Below are 16,488 nucleotides of genomic sequence, written 5' to 3' on the forward strand. Positions count from 1 at the left end.
TGCGACGCGGAGCGTCGCACGATAGGTTAGGTGGATTGAGGTTTAACGTTCCTCACGCTCCAGCGTGGGAATGCCTGTCGTGACGCTCTGCGTCACAAATCTACGCAGCATCGCGTGAGCCAAAAACGGCCCCCGGTCCTCTCCCTCTGAAAAAACCCGAAAATCCCTGTTGAGTGATTTTATTATCAGTTGTACGATGACTTACGACATCGGCGCTGACCCGGTGATCCTCTAACAATTATGTCCTCCAGGGTGTTCGAATAATGAATCCACAAGAACTGAAGTCCATCCTCTCATCCGGTCTGCTGTCTTTCCCGGTTACCGATTTCAACGCTCAGGGCGACTTCCATCGCGCGGGCTATATCAAACGTCTCGAGTGGCTGGCTCCGTACGGCGCCAGTGCTCTGTTCGCCGCAGGTGGCACAGGTGAGTTCTTCTCCCTGGCCGCCAGCGAATACTCCGAAATCATCAAGACTGCCGTCGACACCTGCGCCACCAGCGTGCCAATCCTGGCCGGTGTAGGCGGTCCGACCCGTCAGGCCATCGAGTACGCTCAGGAAGCCGAGCGTCTGGGCGCCAAAGGTCTGCTGCTGCTGCCGCATTACCTGACCGAAGCCAGTCAGGACGGCGTTGCCGCCCACGTTGAAGCGGTGTGCAAGTCGGTGAAGATCGGTGTGGTTGTCTACAACCGTAACGTCTGCCGCCTGACCCCAACCCTGCTGGAGCAACTGGCCGAGCGTTGCCCGAACCTGATCGGTTACAAGGACGGTCTGGGTGATATAGAGCTGATGGTTTCGATCCGCCGCCGTCTCGGCGACCGCTTCTCGTACCTGGGCGGCCTGCCGACCGCTGAAGTCTATGCCGCTGCCTACAAGGCGCTGGGCGTGCCGGTTTACTCGTCTGCGGTCTTCAACTTCGTGCCGAAGCTGGCGATGGACTTCTACCACGCCATTGCCCGTGACGATCACGAGGCGGTCGGCAAGTACATCGACGATTTCTTCCTGCCGTATCTGGAAATCCGCAATCGCAAGGCCGGTTACGCCGTGAGTATCGTCAAAGCGGGCGCAAAAATCGCCGGCTACGACGCAGGCCCGGTGCGTGCGCCATTGACTGACCTGACTCCGGACGAGTGCGACATGCTCGCCGCGCTGATGGACAAACAAGGCAAGCAGTAACACCCCCAGGACAAAACCGCTGAGCGATCAGCGGTTTTGTCGTTGGAATGCATGACCCTTACAGGTGGTAGCTGTCGTCGCCGCGACACTGCCAAGGGGCCTGTAATGCAACGCCCAAAAACAGCTTTACCCGCGTAAAAAAATAATCAGTGGGAGCTCTACCATGCAAAAGTCCAAGCCGACGCACGTCCGCTATTTGATTCTGTTGATGCTGTTTCTGGTCACCACGATCAACTACGCCGACCGTGCCACCATCGCTATCGCTGGTTCCAGCATCCAGAAAGACCTTGGCATCACTCCGGTCACTCTGGGCTATATCTTCTCCGCATTTGGCTGGGCCTACGTGGCCGGTCAAATCCCCGGTGGCTGGCTGCTCGACCGTTTCGGGTCGAAGAAAGTCTACGCCATGAGCATTTTCACCTGGTCGCTGTTCACCCTGCTGCAAGGCTATGTGGGTGAGTTCGGCATTTCCACCGCCATCGTCGCGCTGTTCATGCTGCGCTTTCTGGTCGGGTTGGCTGAAGCGCCTTCCTTCCCGGGCAACGCCCGCATCGTCGCCGCCTGGTTCCCGACCGCCGAGCGCGGCACGGCCTCGGCGATCTTCAACTCGGCGCAATACTTCGCCACCGTTCTGTTCGCTCCGCTGATGGGCTGGATTGTCTACACCTACGGCTGGCAGCACGTGTTCGTGGTCATGGGCGCAGTCGGTATCCTGTTCTCGATGATCTGGATGAAGGTCATCTACGGCCCGCGCAATCACCCGATGATCAACGAGGCCGAGTTCGAGCACATCTCCAGCAATGGTGCGCTGGTCGACCTGGATCAGGACAAGGGCAAAGGCAAGGAAAAAGCAGCCAGCAGCGGACCGAAGTGGGATTACATCCGCCAGTTGCTGACCAACCGCATGATGCTGGGTATCTACCTCAGCCAATACTGCATCAACGGTATCACCTACTTCTTCCTGACCTGGTTCCCGGTGTACCTGGTTCAGGAGCGCGGCATGACCATCCTCAAGGCGGGCATCATTGCCTCGTTGCCAGCTATCTGTGGCTTCATTGGCGGCGTGCTGGGCGGAATCATCTCCGACTACCTGCTGCGCAAGGGCCACTCGCTGACCTTTGCCCGCAAGGCGCCGATCATCGGTGGCCTGCTGCTGTCCACCTCGATCGTGACCTGCAACTACGTTGATATCGAATGGGTGGTGGTAGGCTTCATGGCCCTGGCATTCTTCGGCAAAGGCGTCGGAGCACTGGGCTGGGCTGTCATGTCCGATGTTTCACCCAAGCAGATTGCCGGTTTGAGCGGTGGTCTGTTCAACACCTTCGGTAACATTGCATCGATCACCACTCCGATCGTGATTGGTTACATCATCAGCAGCACCGGCTCGTTCAAATGGGCACTGGTGTTCGTGGGCGCCAACGCGCTGCTGGCGGTAATCAGTTACATTTTCATCGTGGGTGAAATCAAGCGTGTGGAATTGAAAGAGCCGCCTGCCAAGGGGCCATTGCTGAACGACTCGGTCAGCGACCTTTCCGAAGCGAAATCCTGAGGAAACCGTGATGAACCTGATTCAACATGCCGATTCGCCGCGCTATATCCGGCTGCATCCGCTGGATAACGTCGTGGTCGTGGTCAACGACCAGGGCGTGCCGGCCGGAACCGAATTCGACAACGGCCTGGTGACTGTCGATAACGTCCCGCAGAGCCACAAGGTCAGCACCGTTGACCTGGCCGTGGGCGAGGCCGTGATTCGTTATGGCCACACCATAGGCTATGCGCTGCAACCGATACCGCGTGGCAGCTGGGTCAGGGAAGGCCAACTGCGCATGCCCTCGGCACCTGCGCTCGACAGCCTGCCGATGTCCGACGCGGTGCCCGAGAAACAGGCCCCGCTGGAGGGTTATACCTTCGAAGGCTATCGCAACGCTGACGGCACCGTGGGTACCCGTAACATTCTGGGTATCACCACCACCGTGCAGTGCGTGACCGGTGTGCTGGACCACGCGGTCAAGCGCATCCGCGACGAGCTGTTGCCCAAGTACCCGAACGTCGATGACGTCGTGGCCCTGACTCACAGCTACGGCTGCGGCGTGGCAATCACTGCCACCGATGCCTATATTCCGATTCGTACTGTGCGCAATCTGGCACGCAACCCGAACCTGGGTGGCGAGGCGCTGGTGATCAGCCTGGGCTGCGAGAAGTTGCAGGCCGGGCAGGTCATGCATGAGGGCGACAGCTCGGTGGACCTCAGCGAGCCTTGGCTGTATCGCTTGCAGGATTCCAGTCATGGCTTCAATGAAATGATCGAACAGATCATGGAACTGGCCGAAACACGTTTGAAAAAGCTGGATCTGCGGCGTCGCGAAACGGTTCCGGCGTCGGAGTTGATCCTTGGCATGCAGTGCGGCGGCAGTGATGCGTTTTCCGGCATCACCGCCAACCCGGCGCTGGGCTACGCCTCGGATCTGTTACTGCGTGCCGGTGCGACGGTGATGTTTTCCGAAGTAACCGAAGTGCGCGACGCCATCTATCTGCTGACATCACGCGCGCAGGACCAGGAGGTCGCGCAGGCTCTGGTGCGGGAAATGGACTGGTACGACCGTTACCTGGCCAAAGGCGAGGCTGATCGCAGCGCCAACACCACGCCTGGCAACAAGAAGGGCGGGTTGTCGAACATTGTCGAGAAGTCTCTAGGGTCTATCGTCAAGTCAGGCAGCAGCGCCATCAATGGCGTGCTCGGCCCTGGTGAGCGGGTCAATGGCAAGGGGCTGATCTTCTGCGCTACGCCTGCCAGTGACTTCGTCTGCGGTACGTTGCAATTGGCGGCCGGTATGAACCTGCATGTGTTCACTACCGGACGCGGTACGCCGTATGGTCTGGCGATGGCACCGGTGGTGAAGGTCTCGACCCGCACCGAACTGGCTCAGCGCTGGCCTGACTTGATCGACATAGACGCCGGACGCATTGCCACAGGACGCGCAAGCATCGAGGACCTGGGCTGGGAGCTTTTCCACTTCTATCTGGATGTGGCCAGCGGCAAGAAAAAGACCTGGACCGAGCACTACCGGCTGCACAACGACATCACGCTGTTCAACCCGGCACCGATTACCTGACGGGAGTGTGACGCGGAGCGTCACGAACGGCATTCCCACGCTGGAGCTTGAGGAACGATGTGCAGAGGAATACGCCTATCGTGCTCATGCTCTGCTTGTGTGTGCCGTGCTGGACGCTCTTGCCTCTGGGCTGAGCACCCGGTCACAATCCGAAAGATTCTCTGAACTTTAGGCCGCTTTCCAGCATCTTCTACAGTAGGGCAGCCGGTCTGGCTGCCTTCGTTGATGGTGCAGGAGATTTCAAATGGGTTGGATATCGGAAAATCATTTGTGGCTGTTTGCAGCGCTGACTGCTCTGATCGTGATTTCGGACATTTGGGCAGTCATGCGTATTCGCAAGAGCAAGACACAATCCAGCAACAAGCTGATGTGGATCATCGTTGTTGTTGCCGTGCCGATTGCTGGCGTATTGGCCCTGCTGGTCGCTGGTCCGCGCCATGTGGACACGCCTGCCAGACCTGAGCAGCAAAGCACCAAGTACTGACCCCGCCTTCCGGAAATACCCCGCTCATGAGTGTGGGTATTTCTCTTGCAGACCGCTCATTCCTGTTTCACAAACCTTCTTTTCACAAAGATGGGCTTGTGGCTGGCAAAAATAAAAATCTCTGCAATTCTTCTGTCATGGTGAGGTGTTTACATGCTCGCCATCCAGACCCGAACAAGGAGAGAGCACATGTCGATCATTACCAAGTGGGCGTTGCAGGCGGTTGCATTGTTTGTGTTGGGCTGGGTGGCAACGACGACAGCGAATTGGAGCAACAATACGGCCAACGGTACAGGCAATGATCGCTTGGCGGAGCTGAGCGCTGGTGTCCTGAGCAGTCCGGTCCTGACTGCTTCTTCGTCGCAAACAGTGCGAAGCGAATAACCCGGCCTGATCCATGGAGGAGTGCTGGTACTTTTCTACAGGCAAAAAAATGGCCCACAACGGGGTGGGCCAAATGGGATTCATCAAAGGAGTGGGGTCAATTTACGCAGCCGGACGTGAAGAGGATGTGAAACGGATGTCATGGAAACGAGAAGTGGTTCGATAATTCAAGCGGCGTGGTGACGGGGTGAAACAGCGTCGCCGGTTGCGTGGCAACGCTGTGTCGAGTGATTCGCGGGGATGGAGTCGGTCTAGCGGGCGGCCGCCTGAACGCTTATTTCGGCGGCTGCGCGGCGTGTCATGTGCGGCAGCGAATGAGGCGCGTCGATTCTGGATTTCATGCGGTCGGCAAATTCTCTGGCTTCCTGCCAGCTCCGGCATTTGACCGGATAGTCGTCCAGTATTACAACCCAAGCGTCGCCATATACACCTTCTTCAATTCGGATGAGCATTGTTGGCATCTCCTTTCAGTGAGGGTAAGTCTGTGCCGGGTCATCGGCGCTGAAGCTGACGCACGAAATCCTGCGCCGAAAATCGGTGTCTCGCTACAAAAAATTACAATTCCCGATGAGTGCGCACGGCCTGCAGGCAAACCGGCTCTGCGGCTTTCGAGACTTTGTTCGTGGGCAAGCCTGACTCAGAAATGTGACAGGCTGATGGATAGGCGCCGATCAGAACACCAGCTTGAAGCCGATCATGCCCAGCATGATGGCCAGGAAAGGCCGCAGCAGGTCGTCGGAAACGCGGCCCGCCATGTGGCTGCCCAGGTAAATGCCCGGTAATGAACCCATCAGCAGCCAGCCCAGCAATTCCCAGTTCATGTTACCCATGCTCGCGTGGCCCAGACCTGCAACCAGCGTAAGAGGGACGGCGTGGGCGATTTCCGTGCCTACCAGACGCCGGGTCGGTAGCAGAGGGTAGAGGATGAACAACGCCACGGTACCCAGCGCGCCCGCACCAATGGACGTCAGTGCGACCATGGTGCCGAGGATCAAGCCGGTGATGACGGTCAATACTGTCAGGCTCGTACCGCTGAAAAACGAATGTCCATCCCCGCGACCATGAGCGAAGGCCAGCAGCTTTTTCTTGAACAGAACGGCCAGGGCAGTCAACAGCAGTACAAAGCCCAGCGCCTGCTTTATGATCGCGTTCAGGGCCTCAGGTGCGGTATGCAGTGTGCTCAGGAACCACAGCGTCAGCAGCACGGCAGGGACGCTGCCCAGGGTCAGCAGACCGGTGACTTTCCAGTCGATGTTGTCATTCTTGCGATGTACCAGAACCCCGCCGGATTTGGTAATCGCTGCATATAGCAGGTCCGTGCCGACCGCCGTGGCCGGGTTGATCCCGAACCACAACAGAATGGGCGTCATCAGCGAGCCGCCGCCGACTCCGGTCATGCCAACGATAAAACCGACTACCAACCCTGCAACTACAAACCCCAGACCACCCGCTTCCATAACCAACCTATTCAAGCAAACGCATCAGGCAAAAAGTGGCGGGCAGCATAACGGCTTGTGTTGCAAACGGTTATGAAGAAGTGTTCTAAGGTTATAACCGTTTGTCGCGGATGATAGCGGCTTCGGCGGCCTCAGTGACCGTTTGCAGGCGGCGGTCCGGGCCTAGCCAGTTGAGTACGGCGTCGGCTTCCATAGGTTTGGAAATCAGATAGCCCTGCCCCTCATCACAGCCCCATTGCTTGACCAGGCGGCGAATTTCGTCTGTCTCGATGCCTTCGGCCACCACGCAATAACCCAGCTTCTTGGCAAGGCCGATCAGCGCCTTGACCAGACGCTGATCGGTCTTGTCAGACGCCAGATTGCGAATCAGCGACTGATCGAGCTTGACGGTGGTCGCGGGCAATTGCCGCAGGTAGTTCCAGTTGCTGTAGCCCGTACCAAAGTCATCGATCGCCACATCCATGCCCATCTGACGCATGCGTTCCAGTTGGTGACGCACTTCGGCCGGGTTGTGCATCAACGCGCCCTCGGTGAACTCCAGCTCAAAGCGTGTGGGGTCGATCTTGTGCTGGCCCAGCAGGCGAATCATCCGGTCAGTGAAAGCCGGGCCGGTAAGGTCTTCCGGGGTGACGTTGATCGCAATACGGAAATCGAAGCCTTGTTGCTGCCAGCGGGCGGCCTGCTCGATTGCGCTTGTCAGCACCCACAGACTCAGCGGACGCATGAGTGCGGTTTTCTCGGCCAGCGGTACGAATTCGGCAGGTCCGATGGGACCGAGCGTCGGGTGGTTCCAGCGCAGCAAGGCTTCTACCGAGGTGCACACACCAGAGGCGAGGTCGATGCGCGGCTGGTAGACCAGGCGCAGTTGATCATGCGAGTGGACTGCGCTGGTCAACGAACTGAGCAGTTTGAAAGCACGTTGCTGGGCGGCATCGAAGTGCGGCTCATACATCGCCCAGCCCAGATTCCGGTCGCGGGCATCATCGGCAGCGCTGATGACCATGCGCATCCAGTCCGGCTCTTCGGTCGGGTCGCGGTTCAGGGTGACAACCCCCAGACCCACCTGCATCTGCACCGGGATGCCCCGGCATTCTACCGGTGTCTCGAAGTCTTCGAGAATGGTACGAAACAGATGATCAGGCGCTCTTTCTCCGGGCAGCAGAAAGCCGAAGCGGGTAGGGCTGACCTTGTACAGCGAACAGGTTGGCGGCAGCAGATGCTCCAGGCGGCTCTTGATTTCTGTCACCAGATCCTGAGAGAAGCTGTAGCCAAGAGCCTTGACGATATCGTTCAGGAACGCAGAGGTGATCATGTCCACCACGACCAACTGATAATCAACGCTTGATAGCAGTGCCTGATGGATGTCTTCCTGCAGGCGTGACCGGTTGTACAGGCCGGTCGGCTGGTCAATGAAGCAACTGAGGCGCAAGCTGACTATGCGCTTCATGACCAGTGAGGCGAAACGCTTGAGCATCTGCATCTGATGCTCGCTCATCGGTTCACGCGGCTTGGTGTCGATCACGCACAGGCTGCCCAGAGCGATGCCGTCATCGGTAATCAGCGGGGCACCCGCGTAGTAGCGAATATCGGGGTGGCCGGTCACCAGGCTATTGTTCATGAACCGGTCGTCGAGGGTCGCATCCGGAATTTCAAACAGCGAGTCGGAAAGGATCGTGTAAGCACAGAAGGAGACGTTGCGTGGCGTTTCCTGGGCATTCAAACCCACTCTGGCGCGAAACCACTGACGGTGTTCATCGACAATCGAGATCAACGCAATCGGCGCCTGGAAGAAATCGGCGGTCATCGCCACGATTTCATCGAACACGTCGTCAGAGGTGTTTTCAAGTACGCACAGCTCCCTGATGCGCAACAGACGTTGCGTTTCATTCAGCGGAATGGGGGCACTGGCGTTCATAAAATTCTCGATGGGTGTTCGGTGATGACTATATGACATCACGGAGCCGACTTTAACAGATGAAAAAAATTCAATTACAGGCGAGGTACAGGTTGATCGGCCGCAGACGGCTACTTTTTAAGCGCTATCGGTCGCGCAGCCCCATAAGATAAAGGGCCTGCTCGTTTGTATGCAGAGTGTTACAAAAAATGCCATTCGTCGTTTGGTTACACATCAGCAAAACGGTCATGGCTCGGTATCAACGAAGCCGGCTTTCACTGTGCTCTTCATGTGCGGTTTATCTGCCCAGGTACGAAAAATGGACATCAAGGTTCGATCCGCACGGAGAGCAGACGCTGACGCCATCAGTCGAGTGGTGCTGGCTGCCTTGCGCACCAGCAATGCCAGGGATTACCCGGTCAGTGTGATCGAGCGCGTGCAACTGAGTTTCAGCCCGTCTGCCATTGAGCGGCTCATGCAGCAACGTCGGATGTTTGTGGCGGTGGCGGTGGCGGAGGTTGTCGGAACTGCCAGCCTGGAGGGTCAGGTTGTGCGCTCGGTGTTTGTCGACCCTGACTGGCATCGTCGGGGCGTCGGGCGTTTGTTGATGGCAAAGCTGGAACGTGTCGCCCTGGAGACTGATATAGGGCTGCTGATTGTGCCGTCATCCTTGACTGCGCAGGAGTTTTACAAGGCGCTGGGTTTCAGGTTGGTACGAGAGCATCAGGAAGGGGAGGAGCGCACATTGATCATGGAACGGCAATTGCGCACCTGAGGCATTCCATGCCTTAAGCAGTGACTTCCTGCATTTCCTGCAGTTGGTAGTGCGCGTAAAGCGTGCTGGCGATCAACGTGCAGAAGACTTTCAGGGTATCGAGCGTATCGGCATCGTCGAGTGGCGTCGGCAGGTTGTCCAGACCGCACAGCGTGCCGAAGAAGTCTCCGTTGGGGAAAATGATCGGCAACGAGAAATAGCTCTGAAAGCCATAGAGTTTCGGGATGGGGTGCTCTGCGTAGACCGCATCCGTGGCAACTTCGTTGATTACGATAGGACACTTATGCTGGCGCAATTCATTGCACAGCGTGGTTTCCAGTTTGAGCTCGTGACCGGCCTCCAGTCCGAACTTGATCTCGTCGTACACAGCACATGCCGTCCAGCTGGTTTCGGTTACTTTGGCAATTGCCGCGAATCTCAGGCCGGTCAGCCGGGTCACCAGCCTTAAAAGGCTGGAAGTGGCCTCGATCTCACTGATGACTGCCAGCTCTGCTGAAGTCAATTTGTTGTTCAAAATGCGTCACCCTGGTCATAAAAGCACTGATGCAGCCTTGGCAGTACGCCTGACGCTGCCGATCTTGTGCAGGAAGTGATCGTGCCATACCTGATCGTGGCTTACATAAAATATTGTGTTCCTCGCCTCCAACTATTTAACGAGTTTAATGCCCTTGTCAACGTTAAGGACTTACCCAAGAGGTGTGTACTAGTACATGTGTACTATAGGGATCCTATTTTTGCGTTGATAAAATCGCAGGTTTGCCAGCGCATGGAATGCCTGAAAACACTTTGCAGGTGTATGCAGGCAGTTTCCCCTTCAAACGGGTTGACCGGACCCCCTTTACTGCGAGCATTGAACACCATGCACAAGACGACCCTGGGCTTCACGGTTGCCATGATTTCTACGCACTTGTATGCAGGTGGCTTTGCGCTTAACGAGCAAGGTATAAGCGGCATGGGCACAGCGTTTGCGGGCCGGGCCTCTGCCGCCGAAGATGCCGGCACGGTATACGGCAACCCTGCAGGCATGGCGCGTCTGGCCGGCCAGCAGGTCACCGGTGGCGCTACCTTTATCGATGCATCGACGGATATCAGCCAGGTGAGTGGACGTTCGAGCGGCAGCAACGATGGCGACATGGTGCCATTCAAGGCCATCCCGTTCGGTTTTTATACTCGCAGGCTGAATGAACACTGGGCCATCGGCCTTGGCGCGTACGTGCCGTTCGGTCTGGCGACGGATTACGAACGCGGTTTTCAAGGGCGCGCCTTTGCCAGCAAGAGCGATGCAAAAGTTCTGACCCTGCAACCGACATTGAGTTATGCCTTCAATGACAGGGTATCGGTGGGCTTCGGGCCGACCATCAATCAGTTTGCCGGCTCGCTGGAGTCGGACCTGACGCTTAACCCGGCCATCGCCGACAGTAATGTGAAGGTGAAGGGCAAGGATGTCGCGCTGGGCTTCAATATCGGCGTTCTGGCCAGCCTGACTGATACCACGCAGGCTGGTTTGACCTACCACTCCAAAGTGCGCTACGACCTGGATTGCCACACCGAGGTTGCCACAGGTGCCGGTACGCCAGCCCAGTTGCTGAGCAGCAATCGCTATGACTGCTCGCTACAGGTCGATACTCCTGAATCCTACGAATTGTCAGTCACCCAGAAGCTCACCGATGCCTGGACACTTTATGCGGGGACGACCTGGACGCGCTGGAGCCGCATGAAGGACCTGAGTTTCAGCACCGAGAACATCAGCCCTGCGCGTGGAGGGATACTTGCTGCGTCCTTGTCTGGCGCTATCGCTGGCGGGCTGGACTGGCACGATACCTGGGCCTATGCGCTCGGCACATCGTATCGACTGGATTCACACTGGTCGTTGCGTACCGGCATCCGTCTGGATCAGTCACCGACCAGCAATACCAATCGCTCGCCACGCACACCGACCGGCGACCGTACGATCTTCAGTGTGGGGGCGGGTTATGACGTCAGCAAAGAACTGACCCTTGATGTTGCCTACGCCTATCTTAAAGAAGAAAGCGTTGATGTCAGCCGTGCCAATGCGCTGGCCAGTTACAGCGCGCGCTATCAGAACCGCGCCAGCTTTTTGGGCGTGGGGGCGACTTACCGTTTCTGAGAAAGTTGTCAGTCTGCAGAAGCAGTACATCCTTACTGTTACTAGTACATCCGTACTATGGCTGGCCCTGGTTCGGCAACTTAAGCTAATGCGCTGAATAACACCCTGACTTGTTGATGGCAGACGACGTTTTTATAACGTCGCCGGCCGCGCGTGCGCGACCGTAACAGGTCTTGCAGTGGTGTAAACGGATCACTCACAACAGACTTTGTTTTCAGAGGGAACGCGCATGGGTATTTCTCGCCATTTGGCAAACATAAGGGGGTTGGCGGCGATTACGCTGGTCACAGTAACCATGACGGCCTGTTCGACCGGTGGCGGCAACCCGCTCGATACCCTGACCGGTGATTACAAATATGCGCCTGACTATATAAAAGCCAACATCATTGCCCGCAAGTCGACCAAGGAACAGATTCGCCAGGCGTTTGGTGCGCCTTATTCGGCACAGGACAATGTTTCCGATAACAGCTCTGAGTGGTACTACGACCGTAACGAATCAGGTCTTAACTCATTGACCAAAATGGCGGTCAAGTACTCCAACCGATACGGTTCCGGAGACGCGGCATCCACCTTGCTTCAAGGGCAATCGCGTATGGGCGATGCGCAGGAAATGATAGGCGACGCAAGCACACTGAGCGGCACGCAAGCTACCGGAAGAAAAGCGTCGATTACGCGCATTTTCATCAAGTTCAAGGGCAATGTGGTTGAGCGCTTCACAACTGATTGACCACAGCTCGCTGCCCAACGTCTGCAAGCAACACATTCCAACGACTGTCAGTACACCGCCGAACCGGCCTTGAAACTCAGCAACAGCGAGCGCAGTTCGACCGGCCTTACCGGTTTTGATAGAACGGGGATATCCGGATCGTTCAGCGTCTGCCGGACGTGCTGAAGCTCATGGCCGGTAATCACGATGGCGGGTATGCGCCTTCCCTGCAGCCCGCTCAGGTAGGCAATGCAGTCGGCGCCCGAGGCCGTACGATCCAGATCGAAGTCAGTGACTACCAGATCACAGTCGACACTGATCTCGGGGATGCTGCTGAAGGTCTGTACCTCGCAGCCCCATCTGCGCAGCAACATGGCGGTGGCTTCAAGCACGTTGCGATTGTCTTCGATCAGCATGACGCGCAGGCCGGAAAGCAGGCGGGTATTCCAGTTGATTTCGATGTTGTTCACCGGCTGGCTGGCGGCCACGGCTTTCAGGCCGCTGACGGTTACCGCAGTGCCGCGCTCGGGCACTGAACTGATATTGACCCGCAGATTCATGAGCCTGGCGATACGGCTGACGATACTCAGCCCCAGGCCAACACCTTCAATGTCGCGGTCACGCTTCTCGCGGACGCGATAGAACTCGTTGCACAAGTGCGGCAAGTGCTCGGCGGGTATGCCGCGGCCCCGATCATAAACACCAATGCTGACTGTGCCTTTTTGCCGGCGACAGCCAATCAGAATCGGTTTGCCCGGCGCGTATTTGAAAGCATTGGAGACAAGGTTCTGCAACAGCGTGCGCAACAATGCCGGGTCGGTCCAGACGTGATGGTTGCCGCTGTGTACGCGAATGTCCACGCCAGCCCAGGTGGCAGCCTCGCTGTTCTGAGCGGCCAGCCCGTTGAGCAGTGCATCCAGGTCGACTGATTCGGGGCGCGGTGCGACTTCGCCCTGATTGAGGGTGTAGATGTCCAGCAACGAACGAAACAGTTGTTCTACCGCACTCAATGCCCGGTCGATGTTATTTACCAGACGTTGTTCGTTATCGCCCAAAGCCGCATCGCGCAGGCAGGCAGTAAACAGGCTGATGGAGTGGATCGGCTGGCGCAGGTCATGACTGGCCTGTGCCAGAAACCTTGACTTGGCCTGATTGGCCGCCTGGGTTTCTTCAAGGGCCATGTGCAGTCGGCCAAGCAGAAAATAGACAAACAGTGGCAGGACCAGCATGGTCAGGATCATCATGACGGCCACAGCATGGTGTTCACGCAGAAACGGCGTGAGCACGATGATGATCATCAACGAAATCATGGAAAAGCCGGTTGCCAGCAGCAGGTAGTTGCGACCGTAGCGCATACCGTAGCCGACCGTCATGCTCAGCATTACCGAGTACACCGGCAACATGGCCTCGCCGCCAACCGAGATCGTTACGATTCCCGCCAGATTATCGGTCACCAGGGCAAACAGACGTCGTCTGCCGGAGGCACCCGGGCGCTGGGCAATGCGTATGATCAGCCCCACCGTGACGACGCCGAAGCCCATGCAATAAGCCAGGATCACAAACAGCTTGTTCTCTGACATTTCACCCATCCCATACGCGATCAGTGCGTAAAGGATCGATGTGGCAATGACCGCCATGCGCAGCAGCGCCTGAGTCATTTCCAGATCTATTCGTTGGGGCAGTAGTGACATGACGGCTACCGTCTCAGTGCTGTTTGCCGGCCAGGCTGGAAAACTGTGCAGCGGCGGCCGATCGGGTGGGCACACCAAGCGCCTTGAGCAGGCTGGAGACATGAATACGCACGGTAAAGGGTGAAATACCCAGATCCCTGGCGATTTCCTTGTTGGTTTTTCCCGACGCCACAAGCCCCAGTACTTCTCTTTGACGTACGGTCAGATGGCTGATTGCGCCAGAGTCCAGATCGCTCAGTAACGAACCTTCGGGCTTGTACTTGACCACCACTTCGCCATCGCGGATGGCGATGATGGATTCGGCAATTTCCAGGGGGTCTATATTTTTGCCGATGAAGCCATCCGCACCCTGAGACATGACCTGTGAAATGGTGTCCAGATCATCGACCATCGAGACGACAATGATTGAAGTGCGTTTGAACTCGCTGCGCAGGCTGCCGATGGTCTGCATCGAAGTGAGCCCCGGAAAGCGCAGGTCTAGCACCAGTGTGTCGACCTCATCACCCCGGCGTGCGAGGGTGAGTACTTCATCCAGATTGCCTGCTTCTTCAATAATCGCTTCGGGTATCAGCCGCTCGATAGTACGCAGCATGCCCTCACGAAACAGCGGGTGGTCGTCGGCCACAATGATTCTGCACGGCATACCTCATACTTCCCGTATTCAAGTAGCGCGCATCATACCTGATAGCAGGTATTTGTATCGTTAATGAAACACATGAAATGCAACTTTAATGACAGCCGAGTGCTGGCATTTTGTTATTTTTTTTTTGCCAGAAATGGCACTAGCGCTATGAAAAGGTGCAGCAGACGAATCCGCTGCCCTGCCGCCATGCCTGATAGTTATGGATCCCGTTTCGCATTATGTCTTGAAGCGCAGTACAAGATCATTCAAGTTGACTGCCAACTGCGAAAGTTCGGTACTGGCAATCAGTGTTTGCCGGGTGCCTTCGCTGCTCTGTACGGCCAGATCACGGATGCTGATCAGACTTCTGTCAACATCACGTGCTACATGCGCCTGTTGTTCCGATGCCGCAGCGATCTGCAGGTTACGGTTATTGATTTCCAGTACCGAGTCGGTGATCTGGCGCAGCGATTGTCCGGCGTCTTCTGCCGTCTTGCGAGTGCTGTGGACTTCCTGAGTGCTCTTCTGCATGGACTCGACTGTGGCCGAAGAACCGGCCTGAATCGCCGAGATCATCTGTTCGACTTCCTGAGTGGACGTTTGTGTGCGATGTGCCAGCGCGCGTACTTCATCAGCCACCACGGCAAACCCCCGGCCTTGTTCACCGGCACGCGCGGCTTCGATGGCTGCGTTCAATGCCAGCAGGTTGGTCTGCTCGGCAATTCCGCGAATCACGCCCAACACTTTGCTGATGTCCTGTGCCTGGCCGGCCAGGGCCGTGACTTGTGCAGAGGAGCCCTCGACCAGGCCGGTCAGGTTGTGCATGGCGGTCAGGGTTTCGGTCACGCGCTGGTTGCCCAGGTCGGCAGAGAGGCTGGATTGTTGGGCGGCCTGGGAGGTAGACGTAGCATTACGAGCGACTTCTTCTACGGCAGCACTCATTTCGTTTACAGCAGTGGCGGCCTGTTCGATTTCGCTGTTCTGTTGTTGCAGTGTACGGTCGGCGCTTTCGGTGATTGACGTCATCTCGACGGCAGCGGTACTTAATTGGGCGGATGCGCCGGAAATCTCATGAATGGTGGTACGCAGGTTCCCCGACATGGTGTTGAGGGCCGTCATCAAGCGTGATGCTTCGTCGCTGCCGGTAATGCCCAGTTGCCGGGTCAGGTCGCCTGCGGCGATGTCTTCTGCCAGTTTGAGGGAAGCGTTGAGCGGATCGACAATACTGCGTGTCAGGGTAATCGCCAGAACCACAGTCAGAAGGGACGCTGCAATAACAACGGTCAGCAATACATTGACGCTGTGGTTGTACACGTCGGTGGCATCTTTTCCGGAGCTTACGGCTTCTTCAGCGTTGTGCCCACGCAGGGTGGTGAGTTTTTCCTGATAGGCATTGGCGCGCTGAACCTGTTCTGCGTTAGCAAAGGAAACAGCTTTCTCATGATCGGAACTGTCCAGGGCGATGATCTGTTTCACGCCGTCGATGTAGGCCCCCATCTTGCTGTTGGCGTCTTCGAATTGCGCACGGTCGGCTTCGCCCGAAATCAGATTTTTCCGATAAAACTCGCTGTTCGACCTGAGCGCCTCTATCGCTTCCCGGGCTTTGGCTTCTGCTGTGCTGTGCACGGCAGGATCGGTACTGGCGAGCATCCTGATGCTTTCCAGACGAGCGTGAAGCAGGGCGATCTGAATGTCGTCGACGACCTGAATGCTGGGCAACGAGTTTTCTTCGATGTTCTGCTCGGCCGTGCGCAGATGGTCGATCTGCACGTAGGAGAATCCTCCGAGGCCAATCAGCAGCAAGGTAATAACGCCAAAAAACAGGGATGCCCTGCGTGAAATATTCAGCGATCTGATGTTCATGGTTGCCTCCAGCGGCAAAACAGGCGGAAGGGCAATGCGTTCCTTTCCGATATCTGTTTTTCTGCTGACGCCTGAGGAGCTTTAATTAATCGCGATGAAAGTTATTTCATGATGGACATAATGCCATGTGGGTTCTGTTAAGGAAACTCTGAAAAAGACTTCCTAATTTGGCAAAATCTCCGGACACCAGTCGCCG

Annotated in this window: 15 protein-coding genes and 1 pseudogene; 8 read left to right on the plus strand and 8 right to left on the minus strand. The window is 56.8% G+C overall.

The features are described from left to right. Positions 1-263: 263 nt before the first annotated feature. The 5 genes from kdgD to RYA97_RS06350 all read left to right on the plus strand — a co-directional run bounded on the left by kdgD (position 264) and on the right by RYA97_RS06350 (position 5,156). A complete protein-coding gene (gene kdgD, locus RYA97_RS06330; RefSeq protein WP_005745319.1) occupies positions 264-1,175 on the plus strand; it encodes a 5-dehydro-4-deoxyglucarate dehydratase in 912 nt (303 codons plus the stop codon). Between the two features lie 163 nt (positions 1,176-1,338). After that, on the plus strand, positions 1,339-2,724 hold the full coding sequence (locus RYA97_RS06335) for an MFS transporter (protein ID WP_005780860.1): 1,386 nt from the start codon (positions 1,339-1,341) through the stop codon (positions 2,722-2,724). Positions 2,725-2,734: 10 nt separating this feature from the next. Further along, positions 2,735-4,288: a galactarate dehydratase gene (gene garD, locus RYA97_RS06340; RefSeq protein ID WP_005780862.1), complete on the plus strand. Its 1,554-nt coding sequence runs from the start codon at positions 2,735-2,737 to the stop codon at positions 4,286-4,288. Positions 4,289-4,532: 244 nt separating this feature from the next. Beyond that, positions 4,533-4,772, plus strand: coding sequence for a PLD nuclease N-terminal domain-containing protein (locus RYA97_RS06345; protein WP_002555179.1), 240 nt, complete (start codon positions 4,533-4,535; stop codon positions 4,770-4,772). 189 nt (positions 4,773-4,961) lie between these two features. After that, on the plus strand, positions 4,962-5,156 hold the full coding sequence (locus tag RYA97_RS06350; RefSeq protein ID WP_005745315.1) for a hypothetical protein: 195 nt from the start codon (positions 4,962-4,964) through the stop codon (positions 5,154-5,156). A 251-nt stretch (positions 5,157-5,407) separates the two neighbouring features. On the opposite strand, the gene RYA97_RS06355 is transcribed toward RYA97_RS06350, so the two are convergent. The 3 genes from RYA97_RS06355 to RYA97_RS06365 all read right to left on the minus strand — a co-directional run bounded on the left by RYA97_RS06355 (position 5,408) and on the right by RYA97_RS06365 (position 8,528). Next, positions 5,408-5,608 carry a hypothetical protein gene (locus RYA97_RS06355; protein WP_002555178.1) on the minus strand — a complete coding sequence of 67 codons (201 nt, stop codon included), beginning with the start codon at positions 5,606-5,608 and terminating at the stop codon, positions 5,408-5,410. A 219-nt stretch (positions 5,609-5,827) separates the two neighbouring features. After that, positions 5,828-6,613 carry a sulfite exporter TauE/SafE family protein gene (locus tag RYA97_RS06360; RefSeq protein ID WP_004666230.1) on the minus strand — a complete coding sequence of 262 codons (786 nt, stop codon included), beginning with the start codon at positions 6,611-6,613 and terminating at the stop codon, positions 5,828-5,830. Positions 6,614-6,704: 91 nt separating this feature from the next. Next, a complete protein-coding gene (locus RYA97_RS06365; RefSeq protein WP_016982266.1) occupies positions 6,705-8,528 on the minus strand; it encodes an EAL domain-containing protein in 1,824 nt (607 codons plus the stop codon). Positions 8,529-8,826: 298 nt separating this feature from the next. On the opposite strand from RYA97_RS06365, the gene RYA97_RS06370 reads away from it, so the two are divergent. Next, a complete protein-coding gene (locus RYA97_RS06370) occupies positions 8,827-9,282 on the plus strand; it encodes a GNAT family N-acetyltransferase (RefSeq protein WP_010193010.1) in 456 nt (151 codons plus the stop codon). A 13-nt stretch (positions 9,283-9,295) separates the two neighbouring features. Here RYA97_RS06370 and RYA97_RS06375 read toward each other — a convergent pair whose 3' ends face one another. Beyond that, positions 9,296-9,796, minus strand: a complete 501-nt coding sequence (locus RYA97_RS06375) for a GAF domain-containing protein (RefSeq protein WP_005754201.1) — start codon at positions 9,794-9,796, stop codon at positions 9,296-9,298. Between the two features lie 345 nt (positions 9,797-10,141). Between RYA97_RS06375 and RYA97_RS06380 the strand changes: the two genes are divergently transcribed. Together RYA97_RS06380 and RYA97_RS06385 are read left to right on the plus strand one after the other, a co-directional pair. Beyond that, on the plus strand, positions 10,142-11,410 hold the full coding sequence (locus tag RYA97_RS06380; protein WP_005745311.1) for an OmpP1/FadL family transporter: 1,269 nt from the start codon (positions 10,142-10,144) through the stop codon (positions 11,408-11,410). Positions 11,411-11,639: 229 nt separating this feature from the next. Next, positions 11,640-12,137, plus strand: a complete 498-nt coding sequence (locus RYA97_RS06385) for a hypothetical protein (RefSeq protein WP_039847271.1) — start codon at positions 11,640-11,642, stop codon at positions 12,135-12,137. Positions 12,138-12,184: 47 nt separating this feature from the next. Here the strand turns inward: RYA97_RS06385 and RYA97_RS06390 are convergent, their stop codons facing one another. The 4 genes and pseudogenes from RYA97_RS06390 to RYA97_RS26395 all read right to left on the minus strand — a co-directional run. Continuing rightward, positions 12,185-13,774 carry a hybrid sensor histidine kinase/response regulator gene (locus RYA97_RS06390; RefSeq protein WP_004666227.1) on the minus strand — a complete coding sequence of 530 codons (1,590 nt, stop codon included), beginning with the start codon at positions 13,772-13,774 and terminating at the stop codon, positions 12,185-12,187. Between the two features lie 46 nt (positions 13,775-13,820). Then, positions 13,821-14,450 carry a response regulator gene (locus RYA97_RS06395; RefSeq protein ID WP_005780871.1) on the minus strand — a complete coding sequence of 210 codons (630 nt, stop codon included), beginning with the start codon at positions 14,448-14,450 and terminating at the stop codon, positions 13,821-13,823. Between the two features lie 216 nt (positions 14,451-14,666). Then, positions 14,667-15,548, minus strand: coding sequence for a methyl-accepting chemotaxis protein (locus RYA97_RS26390; RefSeq protein ID WP_369812046.1), 882 nt, complete (start codon positions 15,546-15,548; stop codon positions 14,667-14,669). After that, positions 15,525-16,292: pseudogene (locus RYA97_RS26395) on the minus strand (MCP four helix bundle domain-containing protein); the annotation flags it as partial. The pseudogene RYA97_RS26395 and the gene RYA97_RS26390, both read right to left, overlap by 24 nt. Positions 16,293-16,488 lie beyond the last annotated feature (196 nt).

Source organism: Pseudomonas syringae group sp. 26L6 (assembly GCF_032587815.1).
Taxonomy (GTDB): Bacteria; Pseudomonadota; Gammaproteobacteria; order Pseudomonadales; family Pseudomonadaceae; genus Aquipseudomonas; species Aquipseudomonas amygdali.

Excerpts from the sequence above, each read along its gene's own strand:
- RYA97_RS06365 (WP_016982266.1), bottom strand. The coding sequence starts at position 8,528 with ATGAACGCCAGTGCCCCCATTCCGCTGAATGAAACGCAACGTCTGTTG.
- kdgD (WP_005745319.1), top strand. The coding sequence starts at position 264 with ATGAATCCACAAGAACTGAAGTCCATCCTCTCATCCGGTCTGCTGTCT.
- RYA97_RS06335 (WP_005780860.1), top strand. The coding sequence starts at position 1,339 with ATGCAAAAGTCCAAGCCGACGCACGTCCGCTATTTGATTCTGTTGATG.
- RYA97_RS06385 (WP_039847271.1), top strand. The coding sequence starts at position 11,640 with ATGGGTATTTCTCGCCATTTGGCAAACATAAGGGGGTTGGCGGCGATT.
- RYA97_RS06350 (WP_005745315.1), top strand. The coding sequence starts at position 4,962 with ATGTCGATCATTACCAAGTGGGCGTTGCAGGCGGTTGCATTGTTTGTG.
- RYA97_RS06360 (WP_004666230.1), bottom strand. The coding sequence starts at position 6,613 with ATGGAAGCGGGTGGTCTGGGGTTTGTAGTTGCAGGGTTGGTAGTCGGT.
- RYA97_RS26390 (WP_369812046.1), bottom strand. The coding sequence starts at position 15,548 with ATGACGGCCCTCAACACCATGTCGGGGAACCTGCGTACCACCATTCAT.
- RYA97_RS06390 (WP_004666227.1), bottom strand. The coding sequence starts at position 13,774 with ATGACTCAGGCGCTGCTGCGCATGGCGGTCATTGCCACATCGATCCTT.
- RYA97_RS06370 (WP_010193010.1), top strand. The coding sequence starts at position 8,827 with ATGGACATCAAGGTTCGATCCGCACGGAGAGCAGACGCTGACGCCATC.
- RYA97_RS06395 (WP_005780871.1), bottom strand. The coding sequence starts at position 14,450 with ATGCCGTGCAGAATCATTGTGGCCGACGACCACCCGCTGTTTCGTGAG.
- RYA97_RS06345 (WP_002555179.1), top strand. The coding sequence starts at position 4,533 with ATGGGTTGGATATCGGAAAATCATTTGTGGCTGTTTGCAGCGCTGACT.
- RYA97_RS06355 (WP_002555178.1), bottom strand. The coding sequence starts at position 5,608 with ATGCTCATCCGAATTGAAGAAGGTGTATATGGCGACGCTTGGGTTGTA.
- garD (WP_005780862.1), top strand. The coding sequence starts at position 2,735 with ATGAACCTGATTCAACATGCCGATTCGCCGCGCTATATCCGGCTGCAT.
- RYA97_RS06380 (WP_005745311.1), top strand. The coding sequence starts at position 10,142 with ATGCACAAGACGACCCTGGGCTTCACGGTTGCCATGATTTCTACGCAC.